Consider the following 18272-nt stretch of genomic DNA (forward strand, 5'->3'; position numbering starts at 1 on the left):
ATACCTGGATAAATTGCAGCTAGAAGCCACACGGAAGAACCACATAAATACACACACCAAAGCACTAAAACAATCACAGCACGACACCCACCGTATTGCCTTCGTATACCAGCGGAATATATTCAAGCGAACCGACACAGGCGGCGGCATTGCCCTGGGCACGACCGTCGCGCAAGTCAAACTCGATGCCATGGGTCGGGCAGCGCAGCAGATGCTGTCGCACGCTGGCTTTATGCAGCGGTGCGTCCATATGCGGACAGCGATTGGCAATCAGGTAAAGCTGCCCTTCTTCTTGTAATAACAACAACTCGCGCCCTGCCAAACGCAGGGGCTGCCGGTAACCATCATATAACTGATGCAGTTTTTCCAGCGCCACGTAAGCCATGGGAGTTCCAGGTCGCGAGTAAGGGCTGCCATTATAAGAGCCAGCAGGTGATTAAAAACAACTCACAGGTAGCATTTTTTACCCCCGCCCCTTGTCAGCCACGTGACATGGGCAGAAGAATTTCAGTGACCCTGCTCACAATCCTTTCGCCAAGGTATAAACTACTCCCGGTTTATTCCTTTCGTTTTGCGCCACCCGGTCTGTTGTGGAACCTGTCTATGAAAAATCAAGCTTACCTGGAGCGATTGCAGGCCCTGTCCACCCGGCTGGTAGCACTTCAACGCCCCATTCGTATCCTTGATGCCATTAAGTGGCCAGCGGAGCTGGAGACAGAATTTCGCGCCAAGGGTGGACGCGTCTTGCCGCCCATAGACGCCGATTTTTATCAACGGCAGAAACTGGCATTCGACCCCGATATCGTGCACCAGGAGTTAAAAGACCTGAAGAACGATGTGCGTCGGCAATTGGGGCGCGGCGATGCGCTGGGCCACATCCTTAAGGACACGATTGAGCAGTATCAAATTGTGGTCGAATTATTGCGCCACCGGGGCCAACCCCAGTTCGGCTATTTCAGCCGCCTGCTGTACGGTTCCGCACAGGACAAGATACGCGGCGACCGCAAAACCCTGCGGCAATTGGGTGAGCGCCTGTGCCATGTGTTTTCCCTGCCGGCCGTGGACCACCTGAACCGGCCCTACAGCAACCATATAAACGCTGAGCAGGCCGTCGATATTTTATTGCAGCGCATGAATAATTATTTCTCACCCGGTGAAGTCCGGGTGCAGATCAGTGACGACATTGTGTCGGATGCTTCAGCGGGTGGCGATTGCATCAAGATCAACCGCCGCGCCCATTTTTCCGAACTGGATTTGCAGGTCCTGGAGGTTCATGAGGGTTGGGTTCACATTGGTACCACGCTGAATGGACGCCAACAACCCTGGGCTACCTGGTTGAGCGTGGGATCACCGCGTATTACCGCCATCCAGGAAGGGATGGCGGTCTTGCTGGAAACGCTCACGTTCAGTTCATTTCCCCAGCGCGCCCGGCGTATCAGTGACCGCGTGGTAGCGGTCGACCTGGCGGAACAGGGGGCGGATTTTTGCGAAGTTTATCGCTACTTCCTGGAACGCGGTATCAGTGAGCACGACAGTTATCGCGTCACCCAGCGAGTGTTTCGTGGTGGCACCTTAACGGGTGGATCTGTGTTCACCAAAGATATTTCTTACGTCAAAGGTTTCGTCGAAAACGTCAATTTTATCCGCAGTGCAATTCAATCCGGTGTACCGGAAATTATTCCCATGTTATTTGTCGGCAAAGTCACGCTGGATGATCTACCGTTACTTTACGAACGTTATCTAGAGGGTGTCATAACCGGCCCGAAATATTTACCGTCAATGTTTAAAGACCTGAATGGCTTATATGTCTGGTTCGGTTTTTCGAGCGGTATGTCGGTGATGAATATTGCGCGCGTTCAACAGCACTTCAGCAAGTTGTTTCATAAATTACCGGAAACAGCGCCATTGTATGGCAACAGCGTCAAGGGCGATGCAGAATTGGATTAACACCCGGCTGATTCAGTTAACTGAATCAGCCTTTGTTTTGAGTGAAGACATGTACTACAAAGTTGTTATTTCCGGAGCCGATATTTTCTTTGAGAATTATGGCAACACGGTACCGGTGATTGGATTTATTACCTGCCGCCTGATCGAGGCGTCATCAGAAGAATTGGCTATTGCCACGATCAAGCGCGACATCCTTGTGCACTGGAACCAAAGCTTTAATGCCGATCGAAAGATGGGTATGCCCAAGCTGGTTATCGAATATATTGCGCCCTTCAAAGGTTTGTTCAAACCGAAAAGTAAACAGGATTATTATTGGTTCACCAATGAAGAGCACAAACAACAACATCTGGATAAATTTATCAAACCAGGATCGCGTTGGTTGTGGTGGAAAAAAGCGTAAGGAAGTTTACCTGCGGTAAATGGTGCGGACTTCATCGGCAATAATGCGTGCACCCTGCTCTACGGTTTCCGGGCTTTGGCAATAGGTTACGCGAATACACTCCTGGCTGTGTTGCCAATGCCCTTCCAAACCCGGGAAAAAATGATGTCCCGACACCACCAATACACCGCGCTGTTTTAAGCGCTGATACAAATCCTCGCTGCTGATCGGCAAACCTTCAAACCACAACCACAAAAAAATCGCGCCCTCCGGCTTGTGAATGCGGTAAGGCAAACCGGCCAACTGTTCTTTAAACACCGCGACGGCATGTTGCATGCGCGCCTGATAAAACGGCGCAACCACTGTTCGGCTCAAATGCAAGATCTGTTCGTCCTGCAATAACTGGCGCGCCAGTGCCGGCCCAAAATTTCCGCATGCCAGACTCAGGATGGTATTGGCTTTGGTAAACGCATCGATCACCGCCGGGTTAGCAATCACGATGCCAGTCCGTGCACCGGGCAATCCAAGTTTGGATAAACTTAACACCAATACCGTGTTTTCATTCCAATGGGGTTGGCCATCGACAAACAAAATATTGGGAAAGGGTGTGCCATAGGCGCCATCCACAATCAGGGGAACCTGATGCGTTTTTGCCAAGTAGTCCAGCTGCGCCAGCTCATCATCACTGATCACGTTACCGGTTGGATTAGTGGGTCGTGAAATACACAAGGCGCCGGTGGATTCAGTGATATGCAACTGTTGAAAATCCACATGATATTTAAAAAAATTGTCCGGCAGGATTTCAATGTCCGGCTTGGTCGAGTGAAAAAAATCGGCGCTGATACCCAGATCACTGTAACCCAGATATTCCGGCGTCAAGGGCAATTGAATGTGTTTGCGCCGGCCATCGGCAAACTCACCCGCAAATAAATTAAACAACACAAAAAAGGCTGATTGGCTGCCGTTGGCCAAAGCGATATTGGCGCGCGTGAGTGGCCAGCCATACTCCCGGGACAAGAGACTTGCCACCCCATCCAGTACCTCAGCATCGCCCTGCGGTGGCTGGTAAATGCCCAGCAATTGATGTCGCCGCTGTGCATCGTCCAAGGTTGCTGCCAGTGCAGCCTCAAACGCCGACTCCATCGCCGGAATGCGCGCGGGATTGCCACCACCCATAAAGATCATGTCAGGATTGACACGCAGCGCCTCACCCAAATCATCCATCAGGCTGATAATGCCTGCATCACTGCTGAGCTTGGTACCGAAACGGGAAAATTCCATGGAGGTTGGTCGCTATGAAGAAATCAATCTATCGGGTGAACAGTCCGCAGCGTGGCTGTGACTAACGCGGTTATGGCGAGTGATTCGGTGATGCCTAGAGCAAACCGTAGGTGTGCAAAACATCCGCCAGTTTTTCCGGGTTAACCGGTTTTTGAATAAAATCCAGCGCGCCCAAGTGAATAACCCGCGCACGGGCAGAGGGCTGAATATCGCCGGAGATGACAATCACAATACATTTATGGCCTTCATCGCGAATGGCCTCCAGCACCTGATAACCGTCCATGTCCGGCATGGTGAGGTCCAGAAATACCATCTCGCCCTTGCCCTCGCGGATAGCCTGTAAACCTTCCATGCCGTTGGTGGCATAGCTGATATCCACATCCCAGCCGGCGGGCAGTGAACGCGCCACCTGCTTGCGCGCCATCATTGAATCGTCACAAATCAACAGAGGAATAGCCATAATCAGTCATTATCGTGGATAAATGTCGAAACCTTCGTCGCGCCGAGAGCGATGAATGGGAAATACTTTGAATTATAGTCAGCCAGTTGAAAATGACGTTAACAAATCTTTGTTTATAACGACCGTCCTGACTGCTCCTGTCTCGCCGCCGTTGTTGTCTCTTCCTGGACATGCGGCGGATGCCTTTCTTCAAAAAAAGCCGCCACACTGATTGACCAACGGTCGCCGGCAAATTCATCAATGGCCCCCAGATGCGCCTTGGCCGCATCCAGCCAGGGCAGATCATCCAGACCGGTCACTTCCGGCGGTAACTGGCGGGACAGTTTTAGCATGGCTGCCAACTCAACCAGGCTAAGTTGAGACAGGTCGTAGCACAGTACGAAATCCCCCTGGCTGGTGGCCGTGATCAATCGCTGGCTTTGCAGGGTGTCACGAATGCGTCGCCATTGCTCTGCTGATAAACCGATCTGCAACAATTCACGATTACTCAGGCTCAGCCCACTCGCGGAAGCCTGGCGAAATTTCCACAGCACCAGCAACGTGGCCAACAAATCGGGGTAACCGCGATCCTTGAGCACAATTTGATAACTGCCGATGGTATGTACCAGCACCGCCCCACCCAGGATCACCATCCAGATCATATTGACCCACAACAGGAACAGCGGCACCAATGCAAAAGCACCGTAGATCAAGGTAAAGGATGAATTGGTCACGATGAGACCGAAGAGCATCTTGAGGATTTCAAATACAATGGCCGTTACCAGGCCGCCGATAGCGGCGTCTGAAATCGGGACCTTGCAATTAGGTACCGCTGCAAACAAAAGCGTGAAAGCAGCGGCACTGAGCAGAATAGGTAAAAACTGAAACACCCAGGTTATCAGACCCAGACTGTCATACTCATCCATCAGGAAGCGCAGCGACGCCACGTAAGTGCTGATCGCCATAGCAAAGCCTAGCAAGAGCGGTCCGAGACTCAGGATGGCCCAATACAAAAGGAAGCTGCCGATACCCCGGCGCCCATATTTAACCCCCCAGATCGCATTGAAATTTAACTCGATATTTTTCAGCATCAGATAGGCAGACACCACCAGAAAGGCCACGCCGAGTGCCGTTAATTTTCTCGCCTGGTTGGAAAAGTCCTGTAGATAGCCGATCAGCTCCTGCTCGCTGTAGGGCAAGGCATGGGTAAAAATCATTGCCTGCAACTGCTCTCCTACCCCTTCAAAGGCGGGAATAATAGAGAACATGGCGTAGGTCACCGTCATCAAGGGAACAATAGCGAACAGGGTGACATAGGTGAGCGATGCCGCACTTTTCTGGCATTCTTTTTGTTGGTATTGCTTGACGATCAGCTCGATAAATTGCTGGGTTCGTCGCCAATAATGGTGCATTTTATTCATGCTGACGTGAGGCCATGATGGGTTAAATGGTTATAATCGCCGCTTGCTGCATAACCGAGGTTAACGATGATCACACTCTACCACAACCCGCGCTGCTCCAAATCCCGCCAGGCACTGGCGCTATTACAGGAACATGGCATTGAACCGACCATTCGGCTCTACCTGGAAAACCCACCCACCACCGCTGAACTGAAAAAACTCCTGGCACAATTGGGCATTGGCCCGCGGCAGTTATTGCGCACCGTTGAGGATGCGTATAAAGAACTGGATTTAAAAGATGAGCGCCTCAGCGACACGGCATTGATCAAAGCCATGGCGGCGCACCCAAAACTGATCGAGCGCCCGATTGCTATTAAAGCTGATCGGGCCGTTATCGGACGCCCACCGGAAAACGTCCTGGCTTTATTGTAGAATCCGACGCGCCCACGCCGCCCGCTAATTCTGGCTCACCTGACGAAACAAAGGCAGTACGATCATGGCTAATCCTTATGTCCTCATACTTTATTACAGCCGCTACGGCGCTACCTTCGCCATGGCACAACAGATCGCGCGCGGCGTGGAACAGGCGACCGGGATAGAAGCCCGGTTGCGCACCGTACCGGCCGTCTCCACCACCGTTGAAGCGACCGAGCCGGCCATACCGGACAGCGGGGCTATTTACTGTACGCAAGACGATCTGAAACATTGCGCCGGCTTGATACTCGGCAGCCCTACCCGCTTTGGCAATATGGCCGCACCCATGAAGTATTTTCTCGATGGCACCAGCAGCCTGTGGCTCAACGGCGATCTGGTTAATAAACCGGCTGCCGTCTTCACCTCGACAGCCAGTTTGCACGGCGGCCAGGAAAGCACTCTGCTGTCTATGATGTTGCCGCTGTTGCATCAGGGCATGGTGATTACCGGGATTCCTTATACCGAAGCGGCCCTTAACCTGACCCGCACCGGTGGTACACCCTATGGCGCATCACATCTGGCTGCAGGTGATACACCGGCACGCTTGAGCGAGGATGAAATCACATTGTGCCAGGCACTGGGTAAACGCGTTGCGCATCTGGCTGTGCGATTGCACGCCTAATGCGCTTGATGGTACTGCTCGTAAAAATGGAAACATACAACCATGTCTGAAAAAGAACCCCTGATCATTACCGACGCCCAAGCCGCTGTGATTCATCGCAAATTGCGCCGCGTGCAACGGATTTTTTTTATCAGCTTTGGTGCTCTGTTGCTGTTGTTTACGTTGAATAATCTGCTGGCCGCAGATGGCAGCCTGAAACTGTGGCTGGTGCAAAGCATCCCGTTATTGATCTTTATTCCGGGATTGATGCAACAACGTTTCCGCACCTACAGCTGGATCTGTTTTGTGATCCTCGTCTATTTCACCTGGTCGGTGGTTAACGCCATGTCGCCCCTGGTGCGCTGGCAAGACGTCGTGGTGGTGGTATTAACTGTGGTGATCTTTATCAGCGCGATGATGATCAGTCGCTGGATGCAATATTGGCAATATTACCAACGACAACAAAGTAGCATTCAATAAAAGTAACATTGAACAAAAGCAACATTGAATAAAGGATGTAGCACGTGGACTATTCCCGACAACAACGCACACCCGGCCCTTTCAGTCGTTTTTTATTTGGACTCTGGTCACTGCTGACCTGGATCCGGATCGCGGTTTTCAATCTGATTTTTCTGTTTATTGTGCTAGTGATTATTATCGCGCTGGGCGCGCAAAAAACCCCGGTACTGCCTGCTGAATTTGCCCTGCGCGTTGCACCCAGCGGCATGTTGGTGGATCAGCGCAGCTACGTTGATCCGGTCAGTTTATTACTCAGCGATGTCAGCCCGGAAGAAAGCGAAACCCTGGTGCGGGATCTGGTGGAAGCGATTAACTTTGCCGCGCAAGATGAACGGGTAACGACCCTCGTACTGGAGCTGGATTACCTGTTGGTAGGTGGCATCAGTAAATTGCAGGAGATCGGCCAGGCGTTGGAACATTTCAAAGCCAGCGGCAAAAAAATCATCGCCTACGGCGATAATTTTACGCAGGACCAATACTACCTCGCCAGTTATGCCGACACCATCTACCTCAATGATATGGGCGCGATTTTGCTTACCGGTTACGGCACGTATCGCAACTATATCAAAGGCACACTGGATAAACTGGAAATAAATTTTCACGTATTTCGTTCCGGGAAATTCAAGGACGCGGTGGAACCGCTGCTGCGTGAAGACATGTCGGCCGAATCCAAAGAACACAACGCCCGTTGGCTGAATGAACTCTGGGCCGAGTACACGCAACAGGTTGAGCAAGCACGCGACCTGCCCGCGGGTACGCTCAATGATTTTATCAATAATATGCACACCAGATTGCGCGATGCCGGTGGCAGCAGTGCGCAATTGGCATTGGAAAACGGATTGGTCGATGAGCTGAAAAATTCCCAAGCAGTTCAACAGGAGCTGATTGCGCAATTGGGTAAAAGCGAGGCTGGCAACTATTACAACGGCGTAGACACCAGTGCGTATCTGGCTGACGTTAAACGCACACAAACTCCAAAAGCGGATAAGATCGGCTTGCTGGTGGCCTCCGGCAATATCCTCGACGGCCATCACCCGGACGGCACCATCGGCAGTTATACACTCGTAGACATACTGCAAAACGTGCGTGAAGAAAAGGCGGTGAAAGCCCTGGTCATTCGCATCGACAGCGGCGGCGGCAGCTCCTTTGCTTCAGAAGTGATTCGCGATGAAATCCAGGCAACCCGCGAAGCCGGTATTCCGGTCTTTATTTCCATGGGGAGCCTGGCGGCGTCAGGCGGTTACTGGATCGCTGCCGCCGGTGATGAGATCTGGGCAACGCCGACCACTCTCACCGGCTCTATCGGTGTCTTCGGTGCATTCCCCACGGTAGAAAAAAGCCTCGCCAACATCGGTGTTACCACCGACGGTGTCGGTACCACCACCCTCGCTGGAGCCGCGCGCCTGGACCGCGAACTCTCGCCCCAGGCTAGCGATATTATTCAATTAACTGTGGATCATATTTACCAGCGCTTTATCAGCCTGGTAGCCGATGCGCGCGATGCCGAGATCAGTGAAATTGAAGCAATTGCCGAGGGCCGGGTCTGGAGCGGCACAGCCGCACAACAATTAGGCCTGGTCGATCAGTTGGGCACTCTGGAAGACGTGATCACTGCGGCGGCACGTCACGTCAACCTGGAAGATTACAGCGTGGAGGTTATCAGCCGTCCGTTGTCGCCGAGAGAAATGTTTTTGCGGCAGCTCGCGGGCAGTCATGCAGGAATGCTCGCGCCCAAAAGCCTACTGAACAACGTGACGGCGCTGCAAGTACAGCAACATTTACTGCCGTTGCTCAAACCCCTGGCAACCCTGGGCGAGATGAATGACCCTCACGCGATTTATGCCAGGTGCCTGGACTGTGTTGCGCCGTAAGATTGGGTCACGAATTCATTTCGGTCGCATTCGATTCCCGATACACACAGGTTCGATTGCGACCGGCGGCTTTAGCGTCGTAGAGCGCTTTATCCGCCGCATTAAGCCACGCGTCAAAATCTTTCATCGTCGCTGATATTTCGGCGACGCCGAGGCTGATGGTGCAATGTAAGGTTTGCTTTTCACCGAAGCGATCCGAGGCCACCGCCAGGCGCACCCGCTCTGCAATATCCTGCGCCCGCTTCGCATAGGTTTCCGGCAACACCACCGCGAATTCTTCGCCGCCGTAACGGCCGAGGATGTCAATGCTGCGCAAATTAATCTGCAACAAATAGCTCAAGGTCTCCAATACATCATCACCGATGCTGTGACCGTATTGGTCATTAATTTCCTTGAAGTGATCAATATCCAACATAATCAGGGAAGCCGGATTTCCCTGCCGACGGCTGCGATCAAATTCTTCCGCGGCGCGCAGTTGCCAATACCGGCGGTTGTATAAACCGGTCAGGCCATCCGTACGGCTTAACAGTTTCAAACTGTTTTTTTGTTCGTGCAGTCGCGTGGCGAAACTGTAAGCCATCATGCCTACCGCCAGGGGATGCACAACCAAAAAAGGCAATGACGCAACAATGACGGTGAGACTGCTGTCCCATTGCGGATGCCAGCCAAAGATCGCCACCCCCAACAGCAAACCGGCAATCTGGGCTAACACACCCCAGCCAAAAAAGCGCACGCCGGATGTCGCCATGTTGTTCATGCTCAACATGGTTAGCACTACCGCACTGGGCAGTAAGTTGCATGCCATGGCAGCTACCCAAAGGCCGCCGCAAAAGGAATCGAATAACAGCTGGCGTTTACCCGTGGCAAAGGAATCCGAGACACGTGTTGCATACAGATACGCAATATGCGGCCAGGCGAAGGCGTACATGATCAACAGAAACCAGACCCAAAAGCCGTGCGACAGGGGAATGAGCGCGGCGCCCACGGCAAAAAAACCCAAACCGAGTCCGAGTATACGAGCGGGATAAACGCGCCGGGCAAAACGACGACCTACAGGCGCTGACTGAGCGGAAGACGGAGTTTCTGCCATCATCGGTTATTCGCCGGTGCTCCAGAGAGAAGGGTATGCTTTTAACCATAGCCAGCTTTGCAGATTACGCAATCCGGGGTGATCAACGCGTCGAGAATCGCCGTCGAGATCGCAGAACCAACAGCCGAGGCTGACTGTTAGTTCTGCGGTGTGCGTTATTGTTCCGTCAGTACTTGTAAGGCACCGGAAACGTACACCAGCGGCGCATTCCAGTTGATGGCGATTTCATTACTCGCGTAACTGCACCAGTGATCCAGATAGGACTTCGCCGGTAAATCAGAGGGATAACTTACCGGGCAATCGCTGGCATCCTGCTGGCCAGCATGGGGGCCACCCGCCAAAAAGCCAGGGATGGGCGCCGCGATACCGTCAGCCTCGGAGGGACGATGGTGGATGTGCTGCGGGGTTTTCACACCGTAGCCGGTCACAAAGGAAAAATCGGTAGGGTTGCGCCCCAATACGTAATCCAGCAGCGATTGGGCAGCATTGAGGTAGTCGCGGTTGCCATTCAACTGAAAGCCCTGCAATAACATCATGGCCTGGTTCAGGGCCACGGAATTGCTGCCCCAGACAAAATTTTGCTGGCGCATGGGCACCGCGTAGGCCGATGCCTCCCAATCCTCAACCAAAGTATCGGCGAGGGCGGTAATGCGCTGGGCAATCAGCGCTTTATCAGCAACCTCAGTCAAATTGCTGAGATGGTGGGCCAGCGACACCCAGGCCAGTCCGCGCACATCGCCCCAGGAGGGCACAGTGGCCTGGGTCTGGGTGGGATTCATGCTGTTGTAGTAGGCCGCGTTGCCGGTGGTGATATAAAGCTCCGCCGCTGCCCAAGCGTGCTCGTCGGTGAGCGTGGCATCACCATAGGCGCCGGTCTTGATATCGGCAGGCTGGGTATAGGTAACGCCCGGATTGGCTTGAGCCCATGCCCAGGCTGATTCCGCAGCGGCCAGCATCTCGGACGAAAGCTCTGCATTAAAGGGTTCATATACCCGGCTGGCCACGGCCATCACCGCTGCAAAATTCAGGGTTGCGGAGGTGCCTTTCTGCACGACATAGCGCTGGGTACCGGTTTCGTGGGGCATCACCGCACCGTCAAACTCCTTATCGGTCAGTTTGTGGTAAACACCGCCGTCGTTGGGATCTTGCATATCCAGCATCCATTCCAGGTTCCACAGGATTTCATCGAGCAGATCCGGCAGCGTGTTGTCGCTTTCGGGAATATTGAGGTTTTGGCCCTGGTAGTGGTCGGGGAAATGTTCATAGGCCGCGAGCAGGCTGTAGGTGGAAATACCGGAATTGACGATGTATTTGTTGTAATCCCCCGCGTCGTACCAGCCTTTGGGTGCCTGGATCACCGTGCCTTCGGGCCGCTCAGGTGACGCAGCGGAGGCGTGCACCTGCACGTTGGTATCCGGATGACCGGCAGCGCGGGCATAGACACCGGCGTGGCTCTCCAGTAACGCGGTACTGGCGCGGTTAAAATAAAACGCTTTGATAGCGGCACCATTTAACGGCTGATAAATATCCTGTGCAATACGAAAGCGATTGGAATCCGCAATGCCCACCACCCGCACCCGGTATTCACCGGGGGTGGTAAAACTGGAGAAATCCGCCAAACGTACACTATCGCCCGCCGGTGCCCAGGTAGCGGCACCTCCCAAGTTGCCGGTATACACCTCGTTGCCGGTGCTGGCATCGATCAACGCGAAGCTATCTGCGCTTACCGGTGGCACCACCGCCAGTTTATGTGCGGCGGGTAAAAAGCCCAGTTGGTTAACCTTGATGGTTCCGCTGGCCGGAGCCACGGAACTGCTGCTGGAGGAGGAGGGAGCTGGCTGGCGGCCATCACCGCCATTGCTGCCGCAGGCTACCAGCAACCAAGGCAGTGTTAGGGTAAAAAGGGATAGGTATATCGTGCGCAGATTCATGGGCATACTCCAGATAAGCCGGTCAGGTGGGAGCCTGACCGGATTAAACTTATTTATATATATATTGTTATTTCGTGCTTAAGGTGCCTGGCAGGTTGCCAGGGCCGGTTAACAGTGTGCGCAATCACATCCACAATGTTGAGTGCAATAACACTTCTTGACCCTGACGCCGCAAAGACTAGGAAAAAGCGGAGTAGAAAGCGTCCGAACTTTGGTTAATACGTAAAGATGGTCGCGTTTTAATACCGGTCTGGACGGTCAAACGCGACGATGGGCCTAGATATTCAGGATTTTTTTCACGAAGGGGATGGTTAACTTGCGCTGCTCCGCCAGGGAGGCGTGATCCAGGCGCTGTAACTGGTTGAAGAGTTCGTTCATATCACGCGGCAGACGCTGCAGGATGTAGTGGGCCACCTCGTCATTTAACTCCATACCTCGGGCGCGAGCCCGGCGCTGCAAGGCTTCCTGTTTTTCTTCATCATTGAGCAGTTGGACCTGGTAAGTCACCCCCCATTGCAGACGCGACCGCAGGTCTTCCAGTTGAACAGGCAGCTCACGGGGGCTTTGCTCGGCGGCCACCACCAGGCATTTTCCGCTTTCCCGCAGGCTGTTGTAGAGATTGAATAGCGCCAGTTCCCAATCCGGCCGCCCCGCCACCGCCGTCAGATGATCAATACACAGATAATCCAACGCGCCCAGGTCCGCAAAGAGTTCCGCGGGCGCATAACCGGCCAGGTCAGCCAGCGGCAGGTACTGCATGCTCATTCCGCGGGATTGGGCATAGTGACAGCCGGCCTGCAGCAGATGGGTCAAGCCACTGCCGGAAGCCCCCCAGAGGTACACGAAGGTTTCCCGTGTATGCTCTACCTGATCGCGTAAAAAGGCGACGACTTCTGCATTATGCGAACCGGCAGGCGCATAGAAATTATCAAAGGTGGCGTCATCATTCAGGCTGACACCCAGGGAAAGTTGCTGCGGAATATGTGTGGTCATCAAATTATTCACCGGCCTGGGTCAAGCTTAATCCTGCCAACGGTAAACCAATGGATTGGCCAGAGAGCCGCGTGCCTGGGAGAAACTGCCGGGTTCACTGCTGCCTGAGCCGTCCGCTATCCCACTATCCGGGCCAGCCGATGAGGCGGGCGGGCGATATGCCTCCACCGGTTGTACCGGGATGGACTCGGAAACGACAGGAAAGAGTTTTTTACCCAGCTCCAGAGTACTGAGCAGTAACGGCAGATCGCCTTCAGCATGCAAGCGGAGTAACAAGCGATCCTGTTGCGCCATTATTAATTCCACCCGACTGACCATCCCCAATCCTTCCAGGTAGCGCTGCACTTTTTTATAGGTCGCAAAATCGCGCACATCCCCTACCCGGATCACAATGGCGCCAGAGCCGCCTTCACTGGGGGTGATGGCATACAGCCGGGCGAAGTAATCGGCGGTGGTATTGATGGCCTGCACAAACAGGCTGGGGGTTTCTGCCGCCTGGGTATCGAAGCTCTGGTTTGCGGAGGAGTGCAGCAACTGCCAGTTGGCACGCCACAGGCCGTCGGCCGCCTGGCGATAGCGCCCCACGAGGATAGCATCGGGCTTGTAACGCTCTGAAGCGGCACGAATGCTGGCTTCATCCATGTTCCACAAGCTGTCCGACCCCAGGGCGATGTTGTCCTCAAAGTCATGCATAGGCAGCAACAGGGGCAAACCACGCAAGGCCGCCTGGTCATACAGCGCTTTGCGTGCATCATCTGCCAGCACCCGATGGGTGGTGCCCGCGTCGTCCGTCATGATTTGCCATACGAGCAACTTGGGACGATTGGCCGGCCACAGGGGGAGACGTGCTTCGCGCAAAAGTTTTTCAATTGCCTGGGGAGAAAATTTAAGGATCAGCTTGATGGCCCGTACTGGCGCTCCCTTCACTTCAAGCTGCTCGTCAGTGGAAGCGTAGCTGTATTCATATAAATAACGCTGTGCCTGATTCAACGCTCCACGCACACTGGGATGTTCGAGCGCGGCGCTGTCACCCGTGACACGCCAGATCACCTCCCCCAGACTCACGCGCGTCGCGTTGTTGCGCTCTGCCTGCGACTGGGAAGTCACCAGGGCTTCGGCGCGGTATACCTGGATTACCTGCTCGGCCACGCTGGCAACCGCACAGACACTAAGCAGCAAAAACGTCAAAAGTCGTAACAAAATCTGCCCCTGAAAAATCCTGGTGGAAGAGAGAAACACACGGCTGCGTCGAGCAACCCGGCGGAAAGTTCGGCATTGTAACAGGCAATAGCGCGGAACGAAGCGACCTGATTCGATATTTGCGGCGGCTGCGCACCATCAATACACCCCTAACCATCGATAAGCTGGTAGAATGGCGGCCTTTTTTTGAAACCTCTGCGCGAGCGAATCCCACTCTATGAGCGAACAACAATCCCCTGCCACTTCCCTGAGTTACAAAGATGCCGGTGTTGATATTGATGCCGGTGATGCCCTGGTCGAGCGAATCAAAGGCGTAGCCAAACGTACCCGCCGCCCGGAGGTGATGGCAGGTCTGGGCGGTTTTGCCGCTCTGTGTGAAATTCCCAAGGGATACCGCGAACCGGTGCTGGTTTCCGGTACCGATGGCGTGGGCACCAAACTCCGTCTGGCTATGAACCTGGGCAAACACGATACCATTGGTATTGATCTGGTAGCCATGTGTGTTAACGATCTGGTTGTCACGGGCGCAGAACCGCTGTTCTTCCTCGACTATTACGCCACTGGCAAGCTCAATGTTGATGTAGCCGCAGCGGTCGTTGCCGGCATCGGCGACGGTTGTGAATTGGCGGGCTGTGCCCTGGTGGGCGGTGAAACCGCTGAAATGCCCGGCATGTATGAAGGTGAAGATTACGACCTGGCCGGTTTCTGTGTTGGGGTGGTGGAGAAATCCGAGATTCTTGATGGCAGCAAAGTGAAAGCCGGCGATGTGTTGATCGCCCTGACCTCAAGCGGCCCACACTCCAATGGTTACTCCCTTGTGCGTAAGATTATCGACGTCAGCAATGCCGATTTACAGCAGGACTGCGGCGGTAAACCCCTTAGCGATGCCCTGATGGCTCCCACCCGTATCTACGTAAAATCCGTGCTGACACTCATCAAGGAGTCCCAGGTAAATGCCTTGGCACACATCACCGGTGGCGGCCTGACTGAAAATATCCCACGTGTTCTGCCGGATGATTGCAAGGCGATTATCGATACGAAGAGCTGGGAATTACCGGCCGTTTTCCAATGGCTGCAACGCAGCGGCAACGTCGCGATGCGCGAGATGTACCGCACATTCAACTGCGGCGTGGGTATGGTTATCGCCGTGCCTGCCAATGAAAAAGACAATGCGTTGAAGATTCTCGCCGCCGCCGGTGAAACGCCGTTTGTCGTAGGACACATCGCCAAGGCGCAGGCAGATGAAGCCCAGGTGGATTTGCAGGGGCTGGCAGTTTAATGAGTTCATCGCGTATACGTGTTGTTGTACTGATATCCGGCAGCGGCAGCAATTTACAAGCGCTGATCGACGGCATGCAGAGAGGTGAGCTGCCGATCGAAATTGCTGCTGTTATCAGCAATCGTCCGGCGGTATTGGGTTTAATGCGCGCTGAACACGCCGGCATTCCCGCACTGGTACTCGACCACAAACAATTTGATGACCGCGAATCCTTCGATCAAAAGCTGGCCCAATTGATCGATAGCTATCAACCGGATCTGGTGGTACTCGCGGGTTTTATGCGGATCCTCACCACAGCATTTACCCGACACTACCTGGGACGCATGTTGAACATTCATCCCTCATTGCTGCCCAAATATCAGGGCCTGAACACGCACCAGCGCGTGCTGGATGCCGGCGACATTGAACATGGGGTGACAGTGCATTTTGTTACGGAAGAATTGGACGGCGGCCCCGCTGTTATCCAGGCCAAAATTTCTGTCGCGCCGGGGGATGACGCGGCCAGTCTCGCCAAGCGAGTCCAACAACAGGAACACATTATTTATCCACTCGCCGTGAAGTGGTTTGCGGAAGGACGTTTGCGGATGCGTCACGATGGGGTGCTACTGGATAACGAACTTTTATCGCCATCGGGTTATCTAATCAGTGCGTGAATCTTATGGTGGCGGCCAAGCGGGAATGGTCGCCAGCATGGATTCTTCATCCGAACCATCCATTGCAGAACCATAAGGATTGCCTGACTATGCTTAAAAAATATGTGCTAAAAAAACCTGCCTTATTGTTAGTTTTATTTTTCACCGGTTTTTCCCTCTTTTCCCGCGCCGCCGAACTGCCTGAGAGTTTTTCCAATGAGTATACGTCCACTGCTCTCGGCTTTAAAGTCACCGTTACTCATTCACTGACACCGCTGGATGACGGCACTTATCAAATGCGATTCTTCGCCCGCTCCTGGTTTGCCAGTATTGATGAAACCAGCCGCTTGCGTATCGATAAAGAAACCCAGCAAGTTATTCCCCTGCATTACAAATACAAACGCCGCGTGATGGGGCGTGACCGGGATGCAGAATTAACCTTCGATTGGGATAAAAAAACCGTCACCAATAATGTGCAAAATACCACCTGGAAGATGGATATCGCTCAACGCGTACAGGACAAGCTCAGTTATCAACTGCAGCTGCAGCAAGACCTGATCAACAATAGAAAAGAGTTGGTCTATCAGATAGCCGACGGTGGGCGCTTGAAAAAATACGGTTTTGAAATCGTCGGCGAAGAGTCGCTTGAAACACCACTCGGCAAGGTTACTACGGTTAAAGTAAAACGCAGTCGCGAAAATGATGACCGGGTTACTTATGCTTGGCTGGCTAAAGACTGGGATTACCTGTTAGTGCGCCTACAACAGGAAGAAGACGGCGACGCCTACACCATCTACCTTGGTGAGGCTAAAGTTAACGGCAAGCAAATCAAACGTTTTAATTGATGTAATCTTTAAACCACAACCCCAAAAGGCTTTTTATGAATATCTCCAACAACTGCGTTGCCAGTTTTCACTACACCCTGACCGACAGCACTGGCAAAGTGTTGGATTCTTCTGAAGGACAGGAACCACTTTCTTATCTTCACGGTGCAGGAAATATTATTCCTGGCCTCGAAAAGGCATTGGTCGGTAAAGCGGTCGGTGACAAATTAAATGTGTCCGTCGCAGCAGCCGAAGCCTACGGTGAGCGTGACGATGCCATGGTTCAGCAACTGGATTCCAGTATGTTTTCCGGCATTGATCAAATTGAAGTGGGCATGGAGTTTCACGCTGAAACCGAACACGGCTTGCAGGTCGTTACAGTTACCGGTGTTGAAGGCGATCAAGTCACCATTGACGGCAACCATCCCTTGGCTGGTGTTGACCTGAACTTTGATGTGGAAGTGACGGATGTACGCGCAGCCACCGAAGACGAAATCGCCCACGGTCATGCCCATGGCGCTGGCGGCCATCACCACTAATGGCGATAAAGGTAAATAGGGGCGTGCATTGCACGCTCCCTGTTCTGTTTACCTGATTTTCTGTTTATCTAGTGAGCTTCAACCTTCTGCTCACCGCAGCGCTCACATTTATACACCGTCACCAACCTGCCTTGCTTGACATCAAATTGCTTTTCCTTGACGACGACCCACTTATGAAAACCACTGCGACACAGGGTTTTTCCCTTGTGTTTTTCGAAAGGACTTTTTCGTTTAAATGGCAAAATGTCAGCCATAATGATACCGAAGGCATGGTGGGGTTTCTTAAAGCTTACCAGCTGAAGACATCGTCTTCATCCGAGGCATAATAACGATCAGCGGTAATGGCATCTACTGGTAGTTTATCAGCCAGTAAACCGTCGACATCATGTTGCACAATATTGATCAGTTTTAATTCTTCGCCGCGATTCATAGATTCCACCAAGGCATTACCCCAAATAGCCACATGCCGGGTAAAAATCTTACGCTTATTGGTTTTTTTGGCCCACTCTCCGGCAATGGCCCGACCGACCGAGTACATCTTAGTATTCACCTCGTCCGCTAATGGTGGGCTTTCGATCTGCATTACCAGATCCTGTGTTACATCCAGCCAACCGCGACGATACAACTCCCAGCCTTCATAGTAGCGCTTGACCCAAAGTAGATACTCATCCAGGGTTTGTTCTTGCTGATTACGCAAATCCTCAGCGTAAACCTGTTCAAAATACGCAAGGGAGGGTGCCCCTTGGGGCCAATCACGTTGAACCGATGTGTGTGTTGCACATGCTGTCAGCAGCACGAGCACAACGAGCGATTTGATAAGCTTGATCATCATGAAGCTAAGCGGCAGTCAGTGAGATTTTGGGAAGCGGTACT

The 18272-nt window shown here is 53.1% G+C and carries 20 protein-coding genes; 10 read left to right on the forward strand and 10 right to left on the reverse strand.

The annotated features are described in order from the left end of the window. Nucleotides 1-73 precede the first annotated feature (73 nt). Complete coding sequence (locus ACSV5M_RS11690) at nt 74-385, reverse strand: Rieske (2Fe-2S) protein (protein ID WP_439176387.1); 312 nt, start codon at nt 383-385, stop codon at nt 74-76. Nucleotides 386-603: 218 nt separating this feature from the next. Here ACSV5M_RS11690 and ACSV5M_RS11695 point away from each other — a divergent pair, with 218 nt between their 5' ends. Beyond that, nucleotides 604-1947 carry a flavohemoglobin expression-modulating QEGLA motif protein gene (locus ACSV5M_RS11695; protein ID WP_439176388.1) on the forward strand — a complete coding sequence of 448 codons (1344 nt, stop codon included), beginning with the start codon at nt 604-606 and terminating at the stop codon, nt 1945-1947. Next, nucleotides 1931-2347, forward strand: coding sequence for a hypothetical protein (locus tag ACSV5M_RS11700; RefSeq protein ID WP_439176389.1), 417 nt, complete (start codon nt 1931-1933; stop codon nt 2345-2347). Before ACSV5M_RS11695 ends, ACSV5M_RS11700 begins: the two co-directional genes overlap by 17 nt. Before the next feature lie 6 nt (nt 2348-2353). Here the strand turns inward: ACSV5M_RS11700 and ACSV5M_RS11705 are convergent, their stop codons facing one another. From ACSV5M_RS11705 to ACSV5M_RS11715, 3 genes are all read right to left on the reverse strand, one after another. Further along, nucleotides 2354-3607 (reverse strand): valine--pyruvate transaminase, encoded by a 1254-nt coding sequence (locus ACSV5M_RS11705; RefSeq protein ID WP_439176390.1) that lies wholly within the window; start codon nt 3605-3607, stop codon nt 2354-2356. Nucleotides 3608-3701: 94 nt separating this feature from the next. Next, nucleotides 3702-4067 (reverse strand): response regulator, encoded by a 366-nt coding sequence (locus ACSV5M_RS11710; RefSeq protein ID WP_439176391.1) that lies wholly within the window; start codon nt 4065-4067, stop codon nt 3702-3704. Nucleotides 4068-4180: 113 nt separating this feature from the next. Beyond that, entirely contained in the window at nt 4181-5467 is a 1287-nt protein-coding gene (locus ACSV5M_RS11715) for a YihY family inner membrane protein (protein WP_439176392.1), read from the reverse strand. 66 nt (nt 5468-5533) lie between these two features. Here ACSV5M_RS11715 and arsC point away from each other — a divergent pair, with 66 nt between their 5' ends. The 4 genes from arsC (at nt 5534) to sppA (ending at nt 8911) form a co-directional block, all read left to right on the forward strand. Next, on the forward strand, nt 5534-5878 hold the full coding sequence (arsC, locus tag ACSV5M_RS11720; protein WP_439176394.1) for an arsenate reductase (glutaredoxin): 345 nt from the start codon (nt 5534-5536) through the stop codon (nt 5876-5878). A gap of 64 nt (nt 5879-5942) precedes the next feature. After that, nucleotides 5943-6542 carry an NAD(P)H:quinone oxidoreductase gene (gene wrbA, locus ACSV5M_RS11725; RefSeq protein ID WP_439176395.1) on the forward strand — a complete coding sequence of 200 codons (600 nt, stop codon included), beginning with the start codon at nt 5943-5945 and terminating at the stop codon, nt 6540-6542. A gap of 42 nt (nt 6543-6584) precedes the next feature. Beyond that, complete coding sequence (locus ACSV5M_RS11730) at nt 6585-7001, forward strand: DUF2069 domain-containing protein (protein ID WP_439176396.1); 417 nt, start codon at nt 6585-6587, stop codon at nt 6999-7001. Between the two features lie 44 nt (nt 7002-7045). Beyond that, nucleotides 7046-8911 (forward strand): signal peptide peptidase SppA, encoded by a 1866-nt coding sequence (gene sppA / locus ACSV5M_RS11735; protein WP_439176397.1) that lies wholly within the window; start codon nt 7046-7048, stop codon nt 8909-8911. A gap of 7 nt (nt 8912-8918) precedes the next feature. On the opposite strand, the gene ACSV5M_RS11740 is transcribed toward sppA, so the two are convergent. The 4 genes from ACSV5M_RS11740 to ACSV5M_RS11755 all read right to left on the reverse strand — a co-directional run bounded on the left by ACSV5M_RS11740 (nt 8919) and on the right by ACSV5M_RS11755 (nt 14125). Beyond that, entirely contained in the window at nt 8919-10004 is a 1086-nt protein-coding gene (locus ACSV5M_RS11740) for a diguanylate cyclase (RefSeq protein ID WP_439176398.1), read from the reverse strand. Nucleotides 10005-10156: 152 nt separating this feature from the next. Continuing rightward, nucleotides 10157-11932, reverse strand: a complete 1776-nt coding sequence (locus ACSV5M_RS11745) for a glycoside hydrolase family 9 protein (protein ID WP_439176399.1) — start codon at nt 11930-11932, stop codon at nt 10157-10159. Between the two features lie 276 nt (nt 11933-12208). Continuing rightward, nucleotides 12209-12925 (reverse strand): DnaA regulatory inactivator Hda, encoded by a 717-nt coding sequence (gene hda, locus ACSV5M_RS11750; protein ID WP_439176400.1) that lies wholly within the window; start codon nt 12923-12925, stop codon nt 12209-12211. 27 nt (nt 12926-12952) lie between these two features. Continuing rightward, entirely contained in the window at nt 12953-14125 is a 1173-nt protein-coding gene (locus ACSV5M_RS11755; RefSeq protein ID WP_439176401.1) for a DUF2066 domain-containing protein, read from the reverse strand. Nucleotides 14126-14342: 217 nt separating this feature from the next. On the opposite strand from ACSV5M_RS11755, the gene purM reads away from it, so the two are divergent. From purM to ACSV5M_RS11775, 4 genes are all read left to right on the forward strand, one after another. Next, entirely contained in the window at nt 14343-15404 is a 1062-nt protein-coding gene (purM, locus tag ACSV5M_RS11760) for a phosphoribosylformylglycinamidine cyclo-ligase (RefSeq protein ID WP_439176402.1), read from the forward strand. Further along, nucleotides 15404-16057: a phosphoribosylglycinamide formyltransferase gene (purN, locus tag ACSV5M_RS11765; RefSeq protein WP_439176403.1), complete on the forward strand. Its 654-nt coding sequence runs from the start codon at nt 15404-15406 to the stop codon at nt 16055-16057. Before purM ends, purN begins: the two co-directional genes overlap by 1 nt. Nucleotides 16058-16146: 89 nt before the next feature. Further along, nucleotides 16147-16881 carry a DUF3108 domain-containing protein gene (locus ACSV5M_RS11770; RefSeq protein WP_439176405.1) on the forward strand — a complete coding sequence of 245 codons (735 nt, stop codon included), beginning with the start codon at nt 16147-16149 and terminating at the stop codon, nt 16879-16881. 35 nt (nt 16882-16916) lie between these two features. Further along, the gene (locus ACSV5M_RS11775; RefSeq protein ID WP_439176407.1) at nt 16917-17399 is read left to right on the forward strand and encodes an FKBP-type peptidyl-prolyl cis-trans isomerase; all 483 of its coding nucleotides are present in this window, start codon (nt 16917-16919) and stop codon (nt 17397-17399) included. A 68-nt stretch (nt 17400-17467) separates the two neighbouring features. On the opposite strand, the gene ACSV5M_RS11780 is transcribed toward ACSV5M_RS11775, so the two are convergent. Both ACSV5M_RS11780 and ACSV5M_RS11785 read right to left on the reverse strand, forming a co-directional pair. Continuing rightward, nucleotides 17468-17653, reverse strand: coding sequence for a hypothetical protein (locus ACSV5M_RS11780; RefSeq protein WP_439176409.1), 186 nt, complete (start codon nt 17651-17653; stop codon nt 17468-17470). Nucleotides 17654-17688: 35 nt separating this feature from the next. Next, nucleotides 17689-18231 (reverse strand): hypothetical protein, encoded by a 543-nt coding sequence (locus tag ACSV5M_RS11785; protein WP_439176411.1) that lies wholly within the window; start codon nt 18229-18231, stop codon nt 17689-17691. Nucleotides 18232-18272: the final 41 nt, after the last annotated feature.

This window comes from Cellvibrio sp. ARAG 10.3 (genome assembly GCF_051846955.1).
GTDB lineage: Bacteria > Pseudomonadota > Gammaproteobacteria > Pseudomonadales > Cellvibrionaceae > Cellvibrio.